Origin of the sequence: Mycobacterium sp. 4858, assembly GCF_900240975.1 — a bacterium.
In the GTDB taxonomy this organism is placed as follows: domain Bacteria; phylum Actinomycetota; class Actinomycetes; order Mycobacteriales; family Mycobacteriaceae; genus Mycobacterium.
Map to the genome: position 1 here is coordinate 1 of NZ_LT968776.1, position 21,328 is coordinate 21,328.

Annotated in this window: 22 protein-coding genes; 6 read left to right on the top strand and 16 right to left on the bottom strand. The window is 68.4% G+C overall.

The features are described from left to right. Positions 1-237 precede the first annotated feature (237 nt). Both C1737_RS08140 and C1737_RS08145 read left to right on the top strand, forming a co-directional pair. Positions 238-495: a hypothetical protein gene (locus C1737_RS08140; RefSeq protein WP_068093251.1), complete on the top strand. Its 258-nt coding sequence runs from the start codon at positions 238-240 to the stop codon at positions 493-495. Between the two features lie 65 nt (positions 496-560). Next, positions 561-977 (top strand): nitroreductase family deazaflavin-dependent oxidoreductase, encoded by a 417-nt coding sequence (locus C1737_RS08145; protein WP_102419853.1) that lies wholly within the window; start codon positions 561-563, stop codon positions 975-977. Here the strand turns inward: C1737_RS08145 and C1737_RS08150 are convergent. From C1737_RS08150 to C1737_RS08160, 3 genes are read right to left on the bottom strand one after another with little or no spacing between them, the layout of a single operon-like run. Continuing rightward, positions 974-1,330: a DoxX family protein gene (locus C1737_RS08150; RefSeq protein ID WP_068093246.1), complete on the bottom strand. Its 357-nt coding sequence runs from the start codon at positions 1,328-1,330 to the stop codon at positions 974-976. The two genes, C1737_RS08145 and C1737_RS08150, sit on opposite strands and share 4 nt — an antisense overlap. Before the next feature lie 9 nt (positions 1,331-1,339). Next, positions 1,340-2,488, bottom strand: a complete 1,149-nt coding sequence (locus C1737_RS08155) for an SPFH domain-containing protein (RefSeq protein WP_068054939.1) — start codon at positions 2,486-2,488, stop codon at positions 1,340-1,342. A gap of 48 nt (positions 2,489-2,536) precedes the next feature. Beyond that, complete coding sequence (locus tag C1737_RS08160) at positions 2,537-2,974, bottom strand: NfeD family protein (protein ID WP_102417839.1); 438 nt, start codon at positions 2,972-2,974, stop codon at positions 2,537-2,539. Between the two features lie 57 nt (positions 2,975-3,031). Here C1737_RS08160 and C1737_RS08165 point away from each other — a divergent pair, with 57 nt between their 5' ends. Then, on the top strand, positions 3,032-3,958 hold the full coding sequence (locus tag C1737_RS08165; RefSeq protein WP_067928608.1) for a hypothetical protein: 927 nt from the start codon (positions 3,032-3,034) through the stop codon (positions 3,956-3,958). Here C1737_RS08165 and C1737_RS08170 read toward each other — a convergent pair. From C1737_RS08170 to fabG1, 3 genes are read right to left on the bottom strand one after another with little or no spacing between them, the layout of a single operon-like run. Next, positions 3,955-4,968 carry a ferrochelatase gene (locus C1737_RS08170; protein WP_102417840.1) on the bottom strand — a complete coding sequence of 338 codons (1,014 nt, stop codon included), beginning with the start codon at positions 4,966-4,968 and terminating at the stop codon, positions 3,955-3,957. The two genes, C1737_RS08165 and C1737_RS08170, sit on opposite strands and share 4 nt — an antisense overlap. Before the next feature lie 6 nt (positions 4,969-4,974). Continuing rightward, positions 4,975-5,784, bottom strand: a complete 810-nt coding sequence (gene inhA / locus C1737_RS08175; RefSeq protein WP_068093238.1) for an NADH-dependent enoyl-ACP reductase InhA — start codon at positions 5,782-5,784, stop codon at positions 4,975-4,977. Positions 5,785-5,816: 32 nt separating this feature from the next. Further along, positions 5,817-6,584: a 3-oxoacyl-ACP reductase FabG1 gene (fabG1, locus tag C1737_RS08180; RefSeq protein ID WP_102417841.1), complete on the bottom strand. Its 768-nt coding sequence runs from the start codon at positions 6,582-6,584 to the stop codon at positions 5,817-5,819. 147 nt (positions 6,585-6,731) lie between these two features. Here fabG1 and C1737_RS08185 point away from each other — a divergent pair, with 147 nt between their 5' ends. Then, complete coding sequence (locus C1737_RS08185) at positions 6,732-7,574, top strand: hypothetical protein (RefSeq protein WP_102417842.1); 843 nt, start codon at positions 6,732-6,734, stop codon at positions 7,572-7,574. Positions 7,575-7,724: 150 nt separating this feature from the next. Here C1737_RS08185 and C1737_RS08190 read toward each other — a convergent pair whose 3' ends face one another. The 6 genes from C1737_RS08190 to C1737_RS08215 form a co-directional block, all read right to left on the bottom strand. After that, positions 7,725-8,732, bottom strand: coding sequence for a VWA domain-containing protein (locus C1737_RS08190; RefSeq protein ID WP_067928623.1), 1,008 nt, complete (start codon positions 8,730-8,732; stop codon positions 7,725-7,727). Next, positions 8,729-9,640, bottom strand: a complete 912-nt coding sequence (locus tag C1737_RS08195; RefSeq protein ID WP_369807556.1) for a DUF58 domain-containing protein — start codon at positions 9,638-9,640, stop codon at positions 8,729-8,731. Before C1737_RS08195 ends, C1737_RS08190 begins: the two co-directional genes overlap by 4 nt. Before the next feature lie 41 nt (positions 9,641-9,681). Further along, positions 9,682-10,818, bottom strand: coding sequence for a MoxR family ATPase (locus C1737_RS08200; protein WP_067928627.1), 1,137 nt, complete (start codon positions 10,816-10,818; stop codon positions 9,682-9,684). 153 nt (positions 10,819-10,971) lie between these two features. Continuing rightward, positions 10,972-11,709 (bottom strand): NlpC/P60 family peptidoglycan endopeptidase RipB, encoded by a 738-nt coding sequence (gene ripB, locus C1737_RS08205; RefSeq protein ID WP_068093228.1) that lies wholly within the window; start codon positions 11,707-11,709, stop codon positions 10,972-10,974. Between the two features lie 25 nt (positions 11,710-11,734). Continuing rightward, positions 11,735-13,171, bottom strand: coding sequence for an NlpC/P60 family peptidoglycan endopeptidase RipA (gene ripA / locus C1737_RS08210; RefSeq protein WP_068093227.1), 1,437 nt, complete (start codon positions 13,169-13,171; stop codon positions 11,735-11,737). A 242-nt stretch (positions 13,172-13,413) separates the two neighbouring features. Next, positions 13,414-13,956 (bottom strand): DUF6676 family protein, encoded by a 543-nt coding sequence (locus C1737_RS08215; protein WP_102417844.1) that lies wholly within the window; start codon positions 13,954-13,956, stop codon positions 13,414-13,416. A gap of 191 nt (positions 13,957-14,147) precedes the next feature. Between C1737_RS08215 and acnA the strand changes: the two genes are divergently transcribed. Beyond that, entirely contained in the window at positions 14,148-16,979 is a 2,832-nt protein-coding gene (gene acnA, locus C1737_RS08220) for an aconitate hydratase AcnA (RefSeq protein ID WP_199182817.1), read from the top strand. 21 nt (positions 16,980-17,000) lie between these two features. Beyond that, on the top strand, positions 17,001-17,591 hold the full coding sequence (locus C1737_RS08225; RefSeq protein ID WP_067925572.1) for a TetR/AcrR family transcriptional regulator: 591 nt from the start codon (positions 17,001-17,003) through the stop codon (positions 17,589-17,591). A 10-nt stretch (positions 17,592-17,601) separates the two neighbouring features. Here the strand turns inward: C1737_RS08225 and C1737_RS27370 are convergent, their stop codons facing one another. The 4 genes from C1737_RS27370 to trxA form a co-directional block, all read right to left on the bottom strand. After that, a complete protein-coding gene (locus tag C1737_RS27370; protein ID WP_255396499.1) occupies positions 17,602-17,931 on the bottom strand; it encodes a helix-turn-helix domain-containing protein in 330 nt (109 codons plus the stop codon). Further along, entirely contained in the window at positions 17,892-19,520 is a 1,629-nt protein-coding gene (locus tag C1737_RS08235; RefSeq protein WP_102417846.1) for an ABC-F family ATP-binding cassette domain-containing protein, read from the bottom strand. The genes C1737_RS27370 and C1737_RS08235 overlap by 40 nt, the downstream gene beginning before the upstream one ends. A gap of 21 nt (positions 19,521-19,541) precedes the next feature. Next, complete coding sequence (locus C1737_RS08240; RefSeq protein WP_102417847.1) at positions 19,542-20,351, bottom strand: enoyl-CoA hydratase; 810 nt, start codon at positions 20,349-20,351, stop codon at positions 19,542-19,544. A 460-nt stretch (positions 20,352-20,811) separates the two neighbouring features. After that, positions 20,812-21,165 carry a thioredoxin gene (trxA, locus tag C1737_RS08245; protein WP_067925583.1) on the bottom strand — a complete coding sequence of 118 codons (354 nt, stop codon included), beginning with the start codon at positions 21,163-21,165 and terminating at the stop codon, positions 20,812-20,814. Positions 21,166-21,328: the final 163 nt, after the last annotated feature.

A 21,328-nucleotide genomic window follows, 5' to 3' on the forward strand; every position in this document is an offset into this window, starting at 1 on the left:
CGAGAGCGCCGGGCAGTAGGCCGGCCAGGCGGGCGAGGGGGAAAACGCCGCCCGGGAAGCGGCGGGTTCCGATGTGATCCGAGGTCCTGCGCCCCCCCGCGGTAATAGAATGTCGATAACCCGAGCCGCTACTGGCGGGGCGGCGGCCGCCGCCACGATTTGGGGAATCGTGGCGGCGGCAGCCGTCGCGCCAGTAGCGTCTCGGATTACCGACATCCGACGACCGTGGGGAGCCGCATGACCTCGGACCACATCGGAACCCGCCGCTTCCCGGCCGGCGTCGCCGCCATCGCCGGCCTGGTCGGCCTACTGCTCGGCGCGCTCGCCACCTTCGCGATCACCGGTCTTGTCTGGACGGTCCGGGTCCAGCTTCCGCCGCCGCCATACCCGCCGCCGCTGTCTTCCCAGTCGGGGGGCGGATGCATCTACCCCTCGCCGCCGACACCCACGTCCGCGCCGGCCGTGATGCCCGCGCCGCCGCTACCGCACGCCTGATGGCCGGCCAATCAGCCTCTTTCCTGTCCAGCCTCGCCGCCCGGGCGCTGCGGTCGCGCCGACTCATGCGCGCACCGATCTGGCTCTACAAGGCCCGCGCGGGCGCGCTGTTCGGATCCCGGATGCTGATGCTCGAGCACACCGGCCGCAAGTCCGGCGCACCGCGCCACGTGGTGTTGGAGGTCGTCGGTCATCCGTCGCCGGACGCCTACCTTGTCGCCTCCGGCTTCGGCCGAAAGGCGCAGTGGTTCCGCAACATTCAGGCGGACCCGCGCGTGCGCGTCTACGTCGGCAGTCGTCCACCGAGGAGCGCCACGGCTCGGGTGCTGCCCCAAGACGAAGCGGACCGCGCGCTGGCCGCCTACATCAGCCGTCATCGCAAAGCGTGGGAGCAGATGAGGCCGGTGCTGGAGGAAACGCTCGGCGTTGCGATCACCGAGACCAACACCCCGCTGCCGCTGGTCGAGTTTCGCCTCGACTAACTGCGGTCGGGCCCCTTAGCCGTCATCACCGCGAACGTCGCCAGGAACATCGCCGCCGGAAGCGCGTTGACGACCTTGTCGCGGACCCGGATGTGTGCGCCGAGCGCCACGACGAAATAGATCGTCAGCATCGCCGTCGTCACCCGCGCCAGGGCCGGGAAACGGGTGACCGACAGCAACCCCACGGCGGCGGCGCCCTTCACCACCGGCAGCACGGGCCGAACGTTCTCCGGCAGGCCCACGTCGTCCAGGACCTTCTTGATCGGGGCGACCTGGACACCGCAGAGCACCGCATCCACGGCGTGGAAGGCGCCGAGCGCCACGTAGGTCTTCGGGGAAGTGAAAACGCTCATGCGGCAATCCTATTGGGCCAACTGCGGTGGCGTCCCGGGCGGTGTGCCGTCCACCGGCTGGCGGGCGCTCGCCTCGGCCTTGGCCACCGCCTGGGCGATCGCGGGATCGGTCTCGGTGGAGAACCAGTCGGCGATGTCCGCGTCGTCCGATTCGGCGGCGTGTTGGGGTGTGTCGTCGACCGGGGAGGGCTCGAACCGGAACACGCCGTCCTGACCCGGGGTCCCCAGCATCCTGGTGAATCCCTGCAGCGCCGCATTGAAGTCGCTCGGCACCACCCACACCTTGTTGGCGTCACCGCGCGCCATCTCCGGCAGGGTCTGTAGGTACTGATAGGCCAGCATCTCCGGGGTGGGCCGGCCGGCCTTGATCGCCGCGAACGTCTTCTCGATGGCCTTGGCCTGCCCCTGCGCCCGTAAGTAGGCCGCGGCGCGCTCACCCTGGGCGCGCAGCATGCGCGACTGCCGGTCGGCTTCGGCGGCCAGGATCGCGGCCTGCTTGGCGCCCTCGGCGGCCAGGATCTGCGCCTGCTTGGCACCCTCGGCCTGGGTGATCGCGGCCTGCCGGTTTCCTTCGGCGGTCAGGATCATCGCCCGCTTCTCGCGGTCGGCCTTCATCTGCTTTTCCATCGAGGCCTGAATGGACGGCGGCGGGTCGATGCTGCGCAGCTCGACCCGGGCGACCCGCAGGCCCCAGCGACCGGTCGCCTCGTCGAGCACACCGCGCAGTTGACCGTTGATCTGGTCGCGCGAGGTCAACGTCTGCTCCAGCGTCATGCCGCCCACCACGTTGCGCAGCGTGGTGGTGGTGAGCTGCTCCACACCGACGATGTAGTTGCTGATCTCGTAGACGGCCGCCTGTGGGACGGTGACCTGGAAGTAGACCACCGTGTCGATGTTGAGGGTCAGGTTGTCCTCGGTGATCACCGGCTGCGGCGGGAACGACACCACCCGCTCGCGCAGATCCACCCGCGCGCGCACCCGGTCGATGAACGGCACCAACAACGTCAGCTGACCACTGACCGTCCTGCTATATCGGCCCAGCCGCTCGATCACCGCGGCCTCCGCCTGCGGGATCAGCGCCACCGACTTGGCCACCACCACGATGGCGAAGATCACCAGGACGGCCAACAACACTAAACCAGCAACCGCACCTTGCACGCGAGTTCCTTTCTCTCCCAAGGTCTCTGGTGGTGTCTCCGGCAGCCGTTACGGGCCGCTTTTGAAGACCACCGCCGTGGCGCCGTCGATCTGTAAGACGGTCACCGATTCCCCCGGTTCGTAGACATCCCCCTCGTTGAGCGGACGCGCCGTCCACACCTCGCCGTCGAGCTTCACCTGGCCCTCGTCGCGCGAGATCCGCTCCAGCACCAGCGCGTTCTTGCCCTCCAGCGCCTCAATCCCCATCTCCGGCACGTGCGCGGGCGTCAACTGCCGCCGCAGCGCCGGGCGAACCAGCACCAGCAGCAGGATGGACACGACCAGAAACACCGTCCCGTCCGCCCACCCCGGCCAATCCGTCAGCCAGCTGGTGATTGCCGCCGCCAGCGCACCGCCGCCGAGCATCACCAAAAACATATGACCCGTGAGCGCCTCCGCACCGGCAAGCACCAGCGCGAATATTAGCCAAAGCACCGCGGCGTGCATGCGGCCAGAATACGCGTGATCCGCCTTTGCCGGGCAAAACAACTACACTGCGGAATCGTGTGGTGTCCCAGTGTCTCGCTGTCCCTGTGGGCCAACGCCTGGCTCGCAGGCAAGGCCGCGCCCGACGACGTCCTCGACGCGTTATCGGTATGGGCGCCAAAGCAATCGGTCACCGCGTATGATGCGGTCGCCGCCGGGCACACCGGGCTTCCGTGGCCCGATGTGCACGACGCCGGGACGGTGACGCTGCTGCAGACGCTGCGCGCCGCGGTTGGCCGGTCGTCGCCCGCTTCGGGCGGCCCGGACCCCCTGCGCGGAACGATCAACGTGCTTTTGCCCGTGCCCGGTGACGTGCGCGGGCTCGCCCCGGGGACGCAGTTCGAGCGTGACGCCCTGGCCGCGGGTGAGGCGATCATCGTCGCGAGCCCGGCCGAGCCCGCCACCGCCGTAGGCCTGGTTCCCGAGTTCTCCTACGGCGACGAACCCGAGGACTTCCCCGAGCCGTACGCGCTGTCCTGGACGGTGTACTCGCTGCCGGGTGCGCCGGTGCTCGATCACTACGAGCTGGGCGATGCCGAATACACGCTGCGGTCGGCGGTGCGGTCGGCCGCGGACGCGCTCGGCGCCATCGGGCTGGGATCGGCCGCCGCCGACATCGACGATCCCCGGGGCCTCGTCGAGCAGCTGCTGGAATCCGCACGGCAGCACCGGGTTCCCGACCACGCGCCCACCCGCGCGCTGCGGGTGCTGGAGAACGCCGCGCACGTCGACGCGATCATCGCGGTCAGCGCCGGGCTCAGTCGCTCACCCGATTCACCGGAGCGTTTCGCCGCGCCCCTGGTCGCCGGCCCCGAGCCGTTCGGAACGCAATCCTCCTCGGAGGCACGGATCGCCAGCGACGCGCTGCGCCCGCTGACCGCCGTCGTGCGCTCGGCGCGGATGGCCGCCGTCACCGCGATCCTGCACTCGGCGTGGGCTGACTAGTTGTACTCGTCTTCCCGCACGCAGTGCGGTGGCCGGCACGGCGCACCGTCGACGCTGGCCAGACAGCCGGGCACCGGGTCCGGCCCGACAACCCGGGCCGGCTCGCGGCCGGCGCGCAGTTCGTCGATCAGATCGGCGGCCAGCCGGGCGAATCGCCGATCGGCGTTGGGCGTGGCGGCCCGCGCGAACGCCAGCCCGGCCGCGTCGGCCTGGGATCGCAACTCCTCGTCTAGATCCCACACCACCTCGATGTGGTCGGCGACGAATCCGATCGGACAGACGATGACCGCCTCCGTGCCCGAGGCGGCCAGCGCGCAGAGGTGATCCTCGACGCTGGGCTCAAGCCACGGCACCTGCGGCGGGCCCGACCGCGACTGCCAGGCCAGGTCGTAATCGGCGTAGCCGGCGGCGGCCGCGACAAGCCTTGTGGCGTAAGCGACTTGACGACTGTACAGCCGCGGGCCGAGGCGCTGATCGGCGGCCACCGGGACCGAGTGCGCGGTGAACACCAGCCGGGCTCCGGCGGGCATCTTCGCGGCCGCGGCCGTGACCGCGCCCGCGAACATCTCGACGAAGAGCGGGTGGTCGAAGTACGGCCGCAACTTCACCAGCTCGGGCGCTGTCGCCCCGGCCTCGCGACGCGCCCTGGCGATGTCTTCGGTGTACTGCGTGCAGCTGGAGTAGCCGCTCCACGCCGACGTGGTGAACACCGCGGCACGACGAACACCGTTGTCGCGCATGGCCTTCACGGTGTCTTCGACGTAGGGCTCCCAGTTGCGGTTGCCGAAGTAGACCGGCAGGTCCTGTACCGCCTCGAGCTCGGCGATCAGGGCGCGGTTGATGCCGTTGATCGGTGATACCCCACCGAAGTGCAGGTAATGCTGGGCGACGTCGTCCAGGCGTTCGGGCGGCACGTTGCGTCCGCGGGTGACGTTCTCCAGGAACGGCCGCACCTGCTCGGGCCCCTCCGGGCCGCCGAAGGACAGCAGCAGGACGGCGTCGAATTCCATTAGGGCTTACAGTAACTGGGTGCTCGCGCCACCATCGGCGAAGATGATGGTGCCGGTGGTGGCGGGCAACCAGTCGGAGAGCACGGCGCACACGGTCTTGGCGACGGGCGTGGGGTCCTTCATGTTCCAGCCGATCGGCGCGCGCTGGTCCCAGCCCTCTTCCAGCAGTTGCATCTGAGCGCCGGCCTCCTCGCCGAGCGCGCCACCGACGATCGCGGACATCGCCAGCGTCCGGATGGGGCCCGCCGCAACGAGATTGGAGCGCACCCCGAACTTGCCGGCCTCGCGGGCGACGAACCGGTTGACCGATTCGAGCGCGCTCTTGGCCACGGTCATCCAGTTGTAGGCCGGCATCGCCCGGCTGGGGTCGAAGTCCATGCCGACGATCGACCCGCCGGGGTTCATGATCGGCAGCAGCGCCTTCGCCAGCGAGGCATACGAATACGCGGAGATGTGGATGCCCTTGGAGACGTCCTCATACGGGGCGTCGAAGAACGGGTTGATGCCCATCCCGGTCTGCGGCATGAAGCCGATCGAGTGCACCACACCGTCCAGCTTGTTGCCCTCGCCGATCTCGGCGGTGACCCGCTCGGCCAGGGTCCTCAGGTGCTCCTCGTTCTGCACGTCCAGTTCGATCAGCGGGGCCTTCTCCGGCAGCCGGTCGGCGATGCGCTGGATCAGCCGCAACCGGTCGAAGCCAGTGAGCACCAACTGGGCGCCCGCTTCCTGGGCCACCTTGGCGATGTGAAACGCGATCGACGAGTCGGTGATGATCCCGGAGACCAGGATCCGTTTGCCGTCGAGCAGTCCTGCCATGTTTGTCCTTAATGTCCTTGTGTCGGGGTTATTCAGTGGCCCATGCCCATGCCGCCGTCGACGGGGATGACCGCGCCGGCGATGTAGCTCGCATCCTCGGACGCCAGGAAGCTGACCGCCCCGGCGACTTCTTCGGCGGTGCCGACCCGCTTGGCCGGGATGAATTCCAGTGCGCCCGCCTGGATTCGCTCGTCCAGCGCGCGGGTCATCTCGGTGTCGATGTAGCCGGGGGCGACCACGTTGGCGGTCACCCCGGCCTTGGACAGCTCGCGGGAGATCGAGCGTGCCATGCCGATCAGGCCGGCCTTGGCGGCCGCGTAGTTGGCCTGGTTGCCGATGCCCCACATGCCGGACACCGACCCGATGAAGATGATGCGGCCGAACCGCTTGCGCTGCATGCTGCGCGACGCCCGCTGGGCCACCCGGAACGCCCCGGTCAGGTTGGCGTCGATGACCTCGGTGAAGCGCTCCTCGGTCATCCGGATGAGGAAGGCGTCTTTGGAGATGCCGGCGTTGGATACCAGCACCTCGACCGGACCCTGGTGCTCCTCGACCTCTTTGAACGCGCGGTCGACGGCCTCGTAGTCCGTGACGTCACACACCACACCGAAAAGCCCCTCGGGCGCCCCGGATCCGCGGTGCGTGACGGCCACCTTGTGGCCGTCGGCGGCCAGCCGCTGCGCGATCGCCAGTCCGATGCCTCGGTTTCCGCCCGTCACCAGGACTGAGCGGGATACGAAGGCGGGTTTGCCGCCGGTGGCGGTACTTTCGGTGGTGCTCTCGGTGGCCGTGTCAGTCACCCCGTCAACCTATCGCCTGGGGTTGCCGGGACCGTAATGTCCCCCCTTTCGCGCCGCGAGCGTAGCCACGCTGCGAGTTTTGGGTCGGGATTTCGCAGTGTGGTTACGCTCGCGCGCAATGTCGGTGGTCGTCGGCACACTTCCGCCATGACAGACGCCTTCCTGGGCAGTGAGGCGCTGGCTGTCGGGGCGTTGACACCCTACGAGCTGCGCAGTCGGTACACAGCCCTGCACAAAGACGTATACGTGCCGAAGGACGCCGCGCTTACTGCGGTGTTGCGGGCGAAGGCATGCTGGTTGCGTTCGCGGCGGCGCGGTGTGCTCGCCGGCTTCTCGGCCTGCGCGCTGCACGGCTCGAAGTGGATCGATGCCACGTTGCCGGCCGCAATCATCGACACCAACCGCCGTCCTGCCGCTGGAGTGGAGATCTGGGAAGAACGCATCGAGACCGACGAGATCGCCGTGATCAGCGGCATGCGAGTCACATCGCCCGCGCGCACCGCGCTCGACCTCGCGAGGCGCTGCCGTTCGGGTGTCGCGGTCGCGGCTATCGACGCCCTGGTGCAGGCGACGGATCTGAAGATGGCCGACGTCCAGCCCTTGGTCGACCGATATCGGGGGCGTCGAGGTATGAAGGCAGCGCGCGACGTCCTGCAACTCGTCGACGGTGGGGCACAATCGCCGAAGGAAACCTGGTTACGCCTGCTTTTGATTGAGGCTGGATTGCCCCGTCCCCAAACGCAAATCCCAGTTCTGAACGAATGGGGCTGGGCCGAGGCGTATTTGGACATGGGTTGGGATGACATCAAGGTCGCCGCGGAGTACGACGGCGACCAACACCGGTCCAGCCGCTATCACTACGTGAAAGATATTCGCCGTCTCGAGAAACTGGAACGCCGTTACGGGTGGATCGTGGTCCGCGTCGTCGCTGAGGACCACCCCGACGACATCATCCGCCGGGTGCGCGAGGCACGCGCTTCGCGAGCGTAACCACACTGCGAAAATTCGGGCCAGATTTCGCAGTGGCGTTACGCTCGCGGGCCAAGAGGGCCCACCGAGGCCAAGGGGTCGAGGACCCACCGAGGCCAAGGGGTCTAGGCGCGCGAGCCAAAGGGGTCTAGGCGCGCGAGCGAAGAAACCTCAGGTCGGGAGGCGGCGGTTGATGAGCAACGCCGCCAGGGCCGCAAGCGCCAGCACCAGCGCACCCAACCGCACCCAGCCCATGCTGGCGTCGCCCTTGATCGTCTCGTAGCCGATCTGCTGCTGCAGCGTCGCGTAGACGGCCTTCAGCTCGGCGAGGCTGGCGGCGTTGTACCAACTGCCCCCGGAGAGCTCGGCGACCTTCTTCATCGTCGAGTCGTCGACGGGCACCGGCTGCCGCTGGTCGTTGATCTCGACGAACCCGTACGGCGTGCCAAACGAGATCGTCGAGATCGGCACGCCCTGATCCTTGGCGGTGCGCGCGGCGGTGAAGGCGCCCTTGGGGTTGTCCGGATTGGTCGGCATCGTCTCCTTGCCGTCGGAGAACAACACGATGCGCGCCGGCGGCGGTGTGTCGCCACCCCCGATCACCGCGCCCACGGTGGCGATGGCCTGCAACGCGGTGAAGATGCCCTCGCCCGTCGCGGTGCGGTCGGCGAACTGCAGCTTGTCCAGGGCGTTCTTCGTCGCGTCCCGGTTGGTCGTCGGCTGCACCAGCACGGTCGCGGTGCCCGCGTACTCGATCAGCCCGAGGTTGATGCCCGGCGTCAGCTCGTCGGCGAACTGCTTGGCCGCCTCCTGGGCGGCCGCCATCCGGTTCGGCTGCACGTCGGTGGCTCGCATCGACTGCGACACGTCGATCACCAGCATCACCACCGCGCGGTTGCGCGGAATCCGCACGTCGTGCGTCGGCCCGGCCATCGCGATCGTGAACAGCACCAGCGACGCCACCAGCAGGATCGCCGGCACATGCCGCCACCGGGGAGGCCGCTCGGGGGCGACGCTTTCCAGCAGCTCCATGTTGGCGAACCGCAGCATGCGCCGCTGCCGCGCCAACTGCATCACGATGTAGAGCGCGGCGAGCCCGACGACGACGAGCAGGAACAGGAAAAACCACGCATGTTCGAAGCCCGACAACGACATCGGGCCGAGGAGCGGCAACGTCACTGCCGCCCCGCCAATGCACCGCGCCTGCGGGACTCGACGAACCGGACGATGTCCGCGATCCAGTCGCGGTCGGTGCGCAGCGTCAGGAGCGGGGCCCCGCAGCTGCGGATGGTGCGCGCCACCTCAGCGCGGTGCGCCGCGGCGGCCTTGGCGAAGTCGTCGCGCAGCTGGGCGTCGATGGTGAATTCGCGGGTGACCCCGGACTCGGCGTCCTGCAGCACGACGTCGCCGATGTCGGGCAGCTCGATGTCGCGGGGGTCCAGCACCTCGATCGCGAGCACCTCATGACGAGCCGAGATCGCGCGCAGCGGACGCATCCAGTTGATCGGCCCGAGGAAGTCGCTGATGATCACCGCCATGCCGCGGCGTCGCTCCGGGCGGCGCAAGGCGTCGATGGCGGTGGCCAGGTCCCCGCGCACCCCCACCGGCGCCCGGGGGGTGGTGGCGATGGTGCGCAGCAGCGTCTGCTCGTGCTGGCGCCCCGAGCGCGCCGGGACGCGCTTCATCGTCGCGCCGTTGGCGATCAGCGCCCCGAGCCGGTTGCCGCCGCCGCTGTTGAGGAACGTGATCGCGGCCGAGGCCGCCACCGCCAGGTCCCGCTTCTCGCACCCCACGGTGCCGAAGTCCAGGCTGGCCGACATGTCGACCACCAGCCAGGTTTCCAGCTCGCGGTCGGCGATCATCTGCCGGACGTGCGGGTGCGTGGTGCGCGCGGTGACGGCCCAGTCCATGCGCCGGACGTCATCGCCTGGCTGGTACTCGCGCGACTCCCCCGGCTCCGAACCCGGCCCCGGGATCAGGCCCAGGTGGTCGCCGTGCAGGACGCCGTCGAGCTTGCGCTTGACCGTCAGCTCGAGTTGCCGCAGCGCCGCCGCCAGCTTCGGGTCGACGATCTGCCCGCGCTGCATCGATGGCGGATGTGCGATCGCCGCCGGCTGCTGGGGCTCGGTCACCGACCGCTGGCCGCGCCGGCGGGCTGCATCACCGGGGGCACCGACTGCCCTTGCTGCGGAACGGCGTTGACCTGCGGCAGGGCCACCGTCTGCAGCACCCGGTTGATGACGATCTCCGGCGAGATCTCGTCGGCGAGGGCGTCGTAGGTGAGCACCAGGCGGTGCCGCAGCACGTCGGGGATGACGTCCACGACGTCTTGCGGGATCACGTAGTCGCGGCCGCGCACCAGCGCCAGCGAGCGCGACGCCGCGATGATGCCCAGCGACGCACGCGGGGACGCCCCGAAGGAGATCCACGTCTTGACGTCGTTCATGCCGAGCTGTTCGGGGTGGCGGGTGGCGGTCACGACGCGCACCACGTAGTCGACCAGCGCATGGTGGACGAAGTTGTTGGCCGCGATGTCCTGCAGGCGCAACAGGTCGCCGGTGGCCATGATCTGCTTGGGCTCGGGCGGGCGCACACCCATCCGGTAGATGATCTCCCGCTCCTCCTCGGGCGTCGGGTAGCCGACGTTGATCTTGAACAGGAAGCGGTCGCGCTGGGCCTCGGGCAGCGGGTAGACGCCCTCGTGCTCGATCGGGTTCTGGGTGGCCATCACCAGGAACGGGTTGGGCAGCGGGAAAGTCTTGCCGCCGATCGACACGTGGCGTTCCTGCATGACCTCCAGCAGCGCCGACTGCACCTTGGCGGGCGCGCGGTTGATCTCGTCGGCAAGCAGGAAGTTGACCACCACGGGGCCGAGTTCGGTGTCGAACTCCTCCTTGCCCTGCCGGTAGATGCGGGTACCGATGATGTCGGTGGGAACCAGGTCGGGGGTGAACTGGATGCGGGCGAACGTGCCGCCGACGACCTTGGCGAAGGTCTCGACGGCCAGCGTCTTGGCCACGCCGGGGACACCCTCGAGCAACACGTGCCCCTTGGAGAGCAGGCCGACCAGCATCCGCTCGACGAGCTGGTCCTGCCCGACGATGATCCGCTTGACCTCGAAGATGGCCCGCTCGAGGGTGTGGACTTCGGCGGCCAGGCCGTTACCGGCACCACCCGACGGCGCTTCATGGGCCGGCGGGCCGGACTGTCCGCCCGGGCCCGGGTAACCGCTGGCGCCCGGGGGCGGCCCACCTGCTGCTGTCATCAATAACCCTCCACAGCTCATTCGGACACGACTGCTTGCAACACCACTGTCGTGGGGCCGCGACGTGCCCGCGTCCAACTATTCCAGGCCCGCCGGATTCCGTCGACGCTGGTGGTTCGCCCCCGGCAACCGGTGGGGCGGACCGCGCCTGGATCAGTACTCGATGATCCTAGTCAGGAACGGCGTCATGCCGGGCTTGCGAACCGGGCTGACGGTCACCTTGCCGGCGAGGCTGGACGCCTCCAGCATCTGCCCATTGCCCAGATACATCGTGACGTGCTGGCCGCCGTTAGGGCCGTAGAAGATCAGGTCGCCGCGCCTGGCCTGGTCCGGCGGGATGTGCCGGCCGGCGTTGTACTGGTCGCCGGAGAACCGCGGGATCAGCACGCCGACGCCGGCGAAGCCGTACCGCATCAGGCCCGAGCAGTCGAAACCGGTGATGTTGGCGCCGTCGCCGACGCCCTTGCTGGGACCGTCCAGCGAGCCACCGCCCCAGGAGTAGGGAACGCCCATCTGCGATCCCATCCGCTTGATCACGTACTCGATGGCCTGCCGGCCGTAGACGCGGGGAATCTTGCCGCCCGGGTTGGTCGGGGCGGCCGCGGTGGGAGCGGGATCCCCCAGGATGTTGATTCCGAGGCCGCCGAGGAATTGCCTGCCCAGGTCCATCGTCGTTTGGGTCGCCTGCGCGGTGGCCTGCAGCGACGCGTTGGCGACCGCGAGCGGGTCGCCGGGGGCGCCGGCGCTGATCGTCGCGGGCAGGGTGGGGTCCCACGCCCCGGGGTCGGCCGCGGCCGGGGCGGACCCGGAGTAGGCCACAGACAGCAGCAGCCCGGTCACCACGGTGGTGATCCAGGCGAAGTTGATCAGACGAATCCGCTTGTGGTGCATGGCTTTCCGTTCACTTCTCATTCGTTCACCACTCGATGTAGCGGACCACGTAGGGCGTCATGCCGCTGGTGCGCACCGGTGCGACGCGGACTTTCAGACCGATGTCGGGAGCCTCGAGCATCTGGCCGTCGCCGAGGTAGATGGTCACGTGCTGGCTGCCGCCCGGCCCGTAGAAGATCACGTCGCCGCGACGCATCTGCGAGGACGGGATCTTGCGGCCGAGGTTGTACTGCGAGCCCGAGTAATGCGGCAACTTGATGCCCACGCCGGCGAACGAGTACAGGACCAGGCCCGAACAGTCGAAGCCGGTGATGCCGGCCCCGGAGTCGATGCCCTTGCTCGGGCCGGCCGCGTTGCCGCCGCCCCAGGAGTAGGGCACGCCGATCTGCGACATCCCGCGGCGGATCACGTATTCGGTGGCCTGCCGCCCGTACACCCGCGGGATCCGACCGGAAGTCCCGCCGGGGGCCGCGTTGGTGATGCCGGTGTCGTCGGGCTTGAGGATGCCGAGCTGCTGCAGGAAGTTGCGGCCCAGGCCGGCGGTGACCTGCGTCGAGGTGGCGGAAATGCCCAGCACCTGGTTGATCACCGCGATCGGGTCGCCCGGCACGTTGGCGCTGGGGATCATCGGCAGCGTGGGGTCCCAGGCGCCGTCCCAGCGGCGGGCCCCGCCCTGCGGTGCCGGCGCGCCCGGCGAGCCGGTCTCCCACCGGTCGCCCGATGCGGGGGCGGCGGGTCCGCCGGGACCCGTCGACCATTGCCGTTTGGCCGCTTCGAGTTTGGTCTGAGCCTCGTCGCGTTCGGCGGCCAGGCGAGTGATCTGTTCGCGTTGTTCGTCGAACTTGCGCTTGGAGTCGGTCAGCGCCGCCACCGCGGCGTCCTGGCTGCCCTTGGCGTCGGCGGCGGCCTTGTCGGCCTTCTGCTTGGCCAGCCGCGCCGCCGATTCCTTGTTCACCTGTTCGGTGCGCGCCCGCTGCAGCTTGGCCATCACCGTCTGGGAACTCGCGGACAGGGTCTTGGCGGCGGCCTGGGTGGCGATGATGTCGTCGGGGCTGCTGGCGGTCAGGTAAGCGTTCGAGGGGCCGTTCATGTAGGTGGCCGCCGCGAACGTGTCGAACCGCTGCTGCGCCGCGGCGATCGCGGCGTTGGCGTCTTTGACCGCCTGCTGGCTTGTCTCCAGGTCGTGCTGGGCCGCCGCGGCGTTGTCCCGGGAGGTCTCGACGTCGACCAGCGCCTTGTTGACGCTTTCCTGTTCGGTCTGGATTTCGGCGCTCAGGTTTTCCAGCCGTTGGTTGGCCTTGGCGACGTTGGCGATCAAGCCGGCCAGGCTGTCCGCGGCGGGATCACCGTGCGCGAGCCCCGGCGTGCAAAGCAGCAGGGCCACGCTCACCACCGATGGCACGACCGGCCGGACCAGCCTCGCGACCGGCCTCACAGCGGAGCCCCGGCGTGTGCGTGTCATTCGACTCAGGTCTCCTACGGCTCAACGTGACGGGCGGCGCCGGCCACGAAGTTCACAAAGGGCGCCAAAGACAACAGCAGCATCATTTGCACCGTACGTCACACTTTTGGGCGTGCAAACGCTCCGCCGAAATCGCACTCTCTACGTGCGTTTAATGTGACCGAACGGTGACCTACCGTGTTTGCCGCGCGGTGGCAGCGCGACCCCGGTGACCGTGTTTCGGCCGAGGCGGACGCGCCTGGCTAGGCCGTGTTGGTGGGCGTCACTTCCTGCGCCCCCGCCGAATCCGCCGGGGTTGCTGAACGCTTGCTGCGCAACTGCAGGAAGCGGGTCCCGACCGCCGCCGCGAGCACGGCGAGCAACAGGAAGATGGTCAGGCCCGTCCAGGGAAATTCCGGGGCTTCCAGCTCGTTGAGGAAGTGCTGGGCCGAGACGACCGGATTGCCCGTCTTGGCGTGATCCTCGCCGGCCTCGAGCGTGACGCGCGGGAATTGCGTGCTGTAGCTCCCGACGTAGCTCGTGCTCAGGGTCAGGACGGTGGCGTCGTGATAGTCGGCGCCGACCACCGTGGAGATGTCGCGCAGCGGGGTGTCGTTCGGAGGGTTGTGATCGAGCAGCACGATCTTGAGGTTGATGCCGTGCGCGTGGGCTTCGTCGACGATGTGCAACAGGCCGGGCATGTCCGCCGCCGGCGCGCTGACGCCCGTGGCGGCGACCTGGGCCTTGACCGCGGTCACGTCGACGTCTTGCGGGATGTAGACGGGTAGGGCCGGGTGCCAGGTCATGATGTCCCTCCTGCCGTAGCGCTACAGGCACCGTACGCGACTTCGGTTCGGGGGGTTTAAACCGTCGACTCAGGCGATAAGACTTGGGGAGTACGGGCGCCCCTTTTAATGCAGGACAAGCGTACTGTTAATGTTGCACCGCACCGCCGACACGGCCCGTCGGTGGAAGAACTTAATCCTCGGGAGTTGAAGTGAGCAAAGAAGATTCTGTGAACTCGTTCGGAGCACGCGACACCCTCAAGGTCGGCGACAAGAGTTATCAGATCTACCGTCTCGACGCCGTCCCCAACACCGAGAAACTCCCCTACAGCCTCAAGGTGCTGGCCGAGAACCTGCTGCGCAACGAGGACGGCAGCAACATCACCAAGGACCACATCGAGGCCATCGCGAACTGGGATCCCAAGGCGGAGCCCAGCATTGAGATCCAGTACACGCCGGCCCGCGTCGTCATGCAGGACTTCACCGGGGTGCCGTGCATCGTCGACCTGGCCACCATGCGGGAGGCCATCGGCGACCTCGGCGGCAAGGCCGAAAAGGTCAACCCGCTGGCGCCGGCCGACCTGGTGATCGACCACTCGGTGATCGCCGACCTGTTCGGCACCGCCGACTCCTTCGAGCGCAACGTCGAGATCGAGTACCAGCGCAACGGCGAGCGCTACCAGTTCTTGCGCTGGGGCCAGGGCGCTTTCCGCGATTTCAAGGTGGTGCCGCCGGGGACCGGCATTGTGCACCAGGTCAACATCGAGTACCTGGCCAGCGTCGTGATGGAACGCGACGGAGTCGCCTACCCCGACACCTGCGTGGGCACCGACTCGCACACCACCATGGTCAACGGCTTGGGCGTGCTGGGCTGGGGCGTCGGCGGCATCGAGGCCGAGGCCGCCATGCTGGGTCAGCCGGTGTCGATGCTCATCCCGCGGGTGGTCGGCTTCAAGCTGACCGGTGAGATCCAGCCGGGCGTCACCGCGACCGACGTGGTGCTGACCGTCACCGAGATGCTGCGCAAGCACGGCGTGGTCGGCAAGTTCGTCGAGTTCTACGGCGAGGGCGTGGCCGAGGTGCCGCTGGCCAACCGCGCCACCCTGGGCAACATGAGCCCCGAATTCGGTTCCACCGCAGCGATTTTCCCGATCGACGAGGAGACCATCTCCTACCTGCGGTTCACCGGCCGCAACGAGGAGCAGCTGGCGCTGGTCGAGGCCTACGCTAAAGAGCAGGGCATGTGGCACGACCCCTCCCACGAGCCGGCCTTCTCCGAATACCTCGAACTCAACCTCTCCGACGTGGTGCCCTCGATCGCCGGGCCGAAGCGCCCGCAGGACCGAATCGCGTTGTCGGACGCCAAGTCCACCTTCCGCGCGCAGATCGGCGACTACGTCGGCGACGACCCCGACAAGAAGGAGTACTCCAAGCTCGACGAGGCGGTCGACGAGTCCTTCCCGGCCAGCGACCCCGGGGCGCTGGAGAACGGTCACGCCGACGACGCCCCGAAGTTCGAATCGGCGGCGGCGCATGCCAAGGGCCGGGTGAGCAACCCGGTGCGCGTGAAGTCCGGCGACCGCGGCGAGTTCGTGCTCGATCACGGCGCGGTGGTGATCGCGGCGGTCACGTCGTGCACCAACACCTCCAACCCCGAGGTGATGCTGGGCGCGGCGCTGTTGGCGCGCAACGCTGTCGAAAAGGGGCTGGCGTCCAAGCCGTGGGTGAAGACCACGATGGCGCCGGGCTCGCAGGTGGTCCACGACTATTACGAAAAGGCCGGCCTGTGGCCGTATCTCGAGAAGCTCGGCTTCTATCTGGTCGGCTACGGCTGCACCACGTGCATCGGCAACTCCGGCCCGCTGCCCGAGGAGATTTCCAAGGCGATCAACGACAACGACCTTTCGGTGGCCGCGGTGCTGTCCGGTAACCGCAACTTCGAGGGCCGGATCAACCCCGACGTGAAGATGAACTACCTGGCGTCGCCCCCGCTAGTGGTGGCCTACGCGTTGGCGGGGACCATGGACTTCGATTTCGAGAACCAGCCGCTGGGTACCGACAAGGACGGCAACGACGTCTTCCTGAAAGACATCTGGCCGTCGCAGAAGGACGTCTCGGACACCATCGCCTCGGCGATCAGCCAGGAGATGTTCACCAAGAACTACGCCGACGTCTTCAAGGGTGACGAACGGTGGCGCAACCTGCCCACGCCGAGCGGCAATACCTTTGAGTGGGACCAGAATTCGACGTATGTGCGCAAGCCCCCGTACTTCGAGGGCATGGCGGCGGAGCCCGAGCCGGTCAAGGACATCACCGGCGCCCGGGTGCTGGCCCTGCTGGGCGACTCGGTGACCACCGACCACATCTCCCCCGCCGGCGCCATCAAGCCGGGCACCCCTGCGGCGCAGTACCTCGACGAGCACGGCGTGGAGCGCAAGGACTACAACTCCTTCGGCTCCCGGCGCGGCAACCACGAGGTGATGATCCGCGGCACGTTCGCCAACATCCGGCTCCGCAACCAGTTGCTCGACGACGTGTCGGGGGGCTACACCCGCGACTTCACCCAAGACCCCGTAGACGGGAAGGCCCCGCAGGCGTTCATCTATGACGCCGCGCAAAACTATGCGGCGCAGAACATTCCGCTGGTGGTCCTGGGCGGCAAGGAGTACGGGTCCGGTTCGTCGCGGGACTGGGCGGCCAAGGGCACCCTGCTGCTGGGCGTGCGGGCGGTGATCGCCGAGTCGTTCGAGCGCATCCACCGCTCCAACCTGATCGGCATGGGCGTGATCCCGCTGCAGTTCCCCGAGGGCAAGTCCGCCAAGGAATTGGGGCTGGACGGCACCGAGGTGTTCGACATCACCGGCATCGAGGCGCTCAACGACGGCAAGACGCCCAAGACGGTGCGGGTGAAGGCGGCCAAGGAGTCCGGCGATCCGATCGAGTTCGACGCGGTGGTGCGCATCGACACTCCGGGCGAGGCCGACTACTACCGCAACGGCGGCATCCTGCAGTACGTGCTGCGCAACATGCTGAAGTCGGGCTAAGCAACCGGCCAACTCCGGCCCATGCCAAAAGTCAGTGAGGACCATCTGGCGGCGCGCCGCCGCCAGATCCTCGACGGCGCCCGCCGCTGCTTCGCCGAACACGGCTACGACAGGGCCACCGTGCGGCGGCTGGAACAGGCGATCGGGATGTCGCGCGGCGCGATCTTTCACCACTTCCGGGACAAGGACGCGCTGTTCTTCGCGCTGGCACACGAGGACGCCGAGCGGATGGCCGACGTGGCGTCGCGCGAGGGCCTTATCCAGGTGATGCGCGACATGCTCGCCGCCCCCGACCAGTTCGACTGGCTGGCCACCAGGTTGGAGATCGCGCGCAAGCTGCGCAACGACCCGGACTTCAACCGCGGTTGGGCCGAGCGGTCCGCGGAACTGGCGGCGGCGACGACCGATCGGTTGCGCCGGCAGAAGGAAGCGCAACGGGTGCGTGACGACGTGCCCGGCGACGTGTTGCAGTGCTACCTGGAGTTGGTGCTCGACGGCCTGGTGGCGCGGCTGGCCTCAGGCGAGGACCCGCGGCGGTTGTCCGCCGTGCTCGACCTGGTGGAGAAGTCGGTGCGGCGCAACGAATCCGGGGATTCCGTACCGCGCGAGTAGCGCGGCGACGCTACGCCCGCGCGGTCCGCGACGTGTGGTTGGGGCCACCCCGGCCGCGCATCGTGGTGCCCGCCTGCAGCAGCAGGGCGTGAACCGATCCGTACGATCTGCCGGTGCTGGCCGCCAACGTGCGGATGCTGGCCCCGCCCTCGTAGGCGTTACGCAGCTCGAACAACAATTGCTCGCGGGTCTTCTTCGACCTCTGCAGCGTCCTTTTCATGGATGCCCTCCGCGCCCGAACACGATCGCAAGCACCAAGAGTAAAAAGCCGGCGCCGCCCGCGGGCCGATTTGACCGAAGTCAGGCGAGCTCGATGAGATCCCGGTATTCGTCGGACCAGAAGTCCTCGGTGCCGTCGGGCAGCAGCACCACGCGCTGCGGGTCCAGCGCCTCGGCCGCCCCGGGGTCGTGCGTCACCAGGACCACCGCACCCTGATAGCTGCGCAGCGCGTCGAGGACCTGTTCGCGCGAGGCGGGATCCAGGTTGTTCGTCGGTTCGTCGAGCAGCAGCACGTTGGCGGTGGAGGCCACCAGGCCGGCCAGCGCGAGCCGGGTCTTCTCCCCGCCCGACAGGGTGCCCGCCGGCTGGTCGAGTTGCGGGCCGCTGAACATGAACGCGCCCAACAGGCCGCGCAGGTCCTGCTCCCCCGAATCGGGCGCGGCGTGCCGGATGTTCTCCCACACGCTCGCGTCGTTGTCGAGAGTGTCGTGCTCCTGCGCGAAGTAGCCCATGCGCAAACCGTGGCCCGGCTCCAGCCCGCCGGTGTCGGGCTGCTCGGTGCCGGCCAGCAGTCGCAGCAGCGTGGTCTTGCCGGCGCCGTTGAGGCCCAGCACCACCACCCGAGAGCCCCGGTCGATGGCCAGGTCGACGCCGGTGAACACCTCCAGCGAGCCGTACGACTTGCTCAGTCCCTTGGCGACCAACGGTGTGCGCCCGCACGGGGCGGGGGTCGGGAACTTGATGCGCGCCACCTTGTCGGCCACTCGCTCCTCGTCGAGCGCGGCCATCATCCGATCGGCACGGCGCAACATGTTTTGCGCCGCAACGGCTTTCGTGGCTTTGGCGCCCAGCTTGGCCGCCTGCGTGCGCAACGCGGAGGCCTTGCGTTCGGCGTTGGCGCGCTCGCGGCGGCGGCGCTGTTCGTCGGTGGCCCGGGCGTCCAGGTACTTTTGCCAACCCATGTTGTAGACGTCGACCTCGCCGCGCACGGCGTCCAGAAACCACACCCGGTTCACGACGTCGGCGAGCAGCTCGACGTTGTGGCTGATGATCACCAGGCCGCCGGTGTGGGTCCGCAGAAAATCACGCAACCAGCCGATCGAATCCGCGTCCAGGTGGTTGGTGGGCTCGTCGAGCAGCAGCGTGGTCGACGACCCAGCACCGGTGTCCGACGCGGCGAACAGGATGCGCGCCAGCTCCACCCGGCGGCGCTGCCCACCGGACAGCGTGCGCAGCTTCTGCGTCAGCACCCGGTCCGGCAAGCCGAGGCTCGCGCAGATGCGGCTGGCTTCACTCTCGGCGCCGTAGCCGCCCAACGCGACGAACTGCTCCTCGAGCTGTCCGTAGCGGCGGATGGCGCGGTCGCGGGCGTCGTCGTCGGCGACCTCGGCCATCAACGCCTGCTGCTTTTCCAGGTCGGTGAGCAGCACGTCCAGACCGCGGGCGGACAGGACGCGGTCGCGGGCCAGGACTTCGAGGTCCCCCTCTTTGGGATCCTGTGGCAGATAACCGATTTCACCGGCGCGCACGACGGATCCCGCATACGGTTCGGTCTCGCCCGCCAGGATGCGCAGGGTGGTGGTCTTGCCCGCGCCGTTGCGACCGACCAGCCCGATGCGGTCGCCGGGCTGCACGCGCAGGTCCGGGCCGTCCGGTGAGAGCAGAATGCGCGCACCAGCGCGGACCTCGAGGTCCGTGGCCGTGATCACATCTACTCCCTTGTGTGGTGGCTATTTGTCGTCGGTGAACACCGGCGGCCGCTTTTCCGCGCGCGCGGCAACCGCTTCTTCGAAGTTGGCGGTGAGCAGACGAACGAACAGCTGGCCCAAGCCTTCGGCTTGCATGTGCCCTTCCAGGCTACCGGCGTCCAGTCCACTCCACAGTGTGCGCTTGGTCAACTCGATTCCCGGCCGCGAGAACGCCGCCATCCGCGCCGCAATCGCGTAGCAGGTGTCCAGCAACTGCTCGTCGGGCACCTGGCACGACACCAGCCCGATGCGCTCGGCCTCCTCGGCGGTGACGTCGCGTCCGGTCAGCATGATTTCAAAAGCCCGCGACGAGCCGATGGCCCTGGGCAGCAGGTAGCTCAGCCCCAGTTCGCTGGCGGTCAGGCCGTTGTTGATGCCGGCCGCGCGAAAGTACGCGCCGGTCGATGCGACCCGGATGTCGCAGGCCAGCGCCAGGCACAGCCCGCCGCCGATGGCCGGGCCGTTGACCGCGGCGATCACCGGCTGGTGCAGGCGCCGCAGCCCCAGGATGACCTCGTCGAGGACCTCCATGGAGCGCAGCGCGTAAGTCGGGCGGGTGAGCCCCTCGACGTGGGGCACCGAGCCCGCGGACTTGTGGTCGGCGCCCGAGGAGAACCCCCGGCCCGCCCCGGTCAGCACGACCACGCGCACGGAATTGTCGTACCGGACCTTCTCGAAGGCCTCTTTGAGCGGCACCATGACGTCGAACGCCATGGAGTTCATCCGCTCGGGACGATTGAGGGTTATCAGCGCGACGCCGGGCCGCGGGTGCTCTACCAGTACCAAGCTCACCCAAGCAACCTAGCGCGTGGGGTGCGCAGCCCCGACGATGGCGGGATCCTCTAGTTTGGGAGTCAGACTTTGGAGAAATCTCCAAGTTTGTCATCGCGGACGCACGGGTACAGCAAATCGCCCCTCGTTCTCACGGTTTAGGAAGCTAATGCTCAGAGCACGCATCGAGGGCTTCAAGGAAGCCTGTTTTCTGGTCCTGGGCGCGCTAGCTGCTCTGCCGGCCTCACAATTGGGCCTCAAGTAGCGCAGACCGGCTTCCTCGCCGGCCTCGGCGGCCGTGGGTACGTGGGTTACCACCCCACGAACACACCGGCAGCGGCGTGGCTGCGCCGGGATCCCCCGCCGCATGCCGTACCCGTAGGAGGCTCGGGGCGCCTCGCGCCGCCGGAAGGCACGCCAATTCCGGCCTCCTTGACCGTTCGCCTCCCGATTCGCGGGATCGCGGGCCTCAGGGCCGGAGCTATTCGGCCTGGCCGGCCTGGGCCGCGTCCACGTCGAATGCCCGGATCTGCTGGACCAGGTCTTCGAGGGCCGCGGGCGGCAGCGCGCCGGCCTGATTGAACAACAGTTTGCCCTTCTTGAAGGCCATCAGCGTGGGGATGGACCGGATCTGGGCGGCCGCGGCCAGCTGCTGTTCGGCCTCGGTGTCGACCTTCGCGTGCACGATGTCGGGATGCTTCTCCGAAGACGCCTGGAAGGTGGGCCCGAACTGGCGGCACGGTCCGCACCACGACGCCCAGAAATCGACGAGGACGATGTCGTTGCCCTCGATGGTTTCGTTGAACTTCTCAGCCGTGAGATCGAGTGTTGTCACATTTGCTCCAACGCCGGAACCCGGCGCGGTGTTCCCGGTCGACGACGACGGCGGTGCGTGCGCCGCCGGGTCGTCGCAACCGCATCGCCGGATTCGCCTACGGCCCAACGCAACCGCGCGCGCCCGGTTCGGCACGACGACACCGGGTCGTAACCTGCCTGCG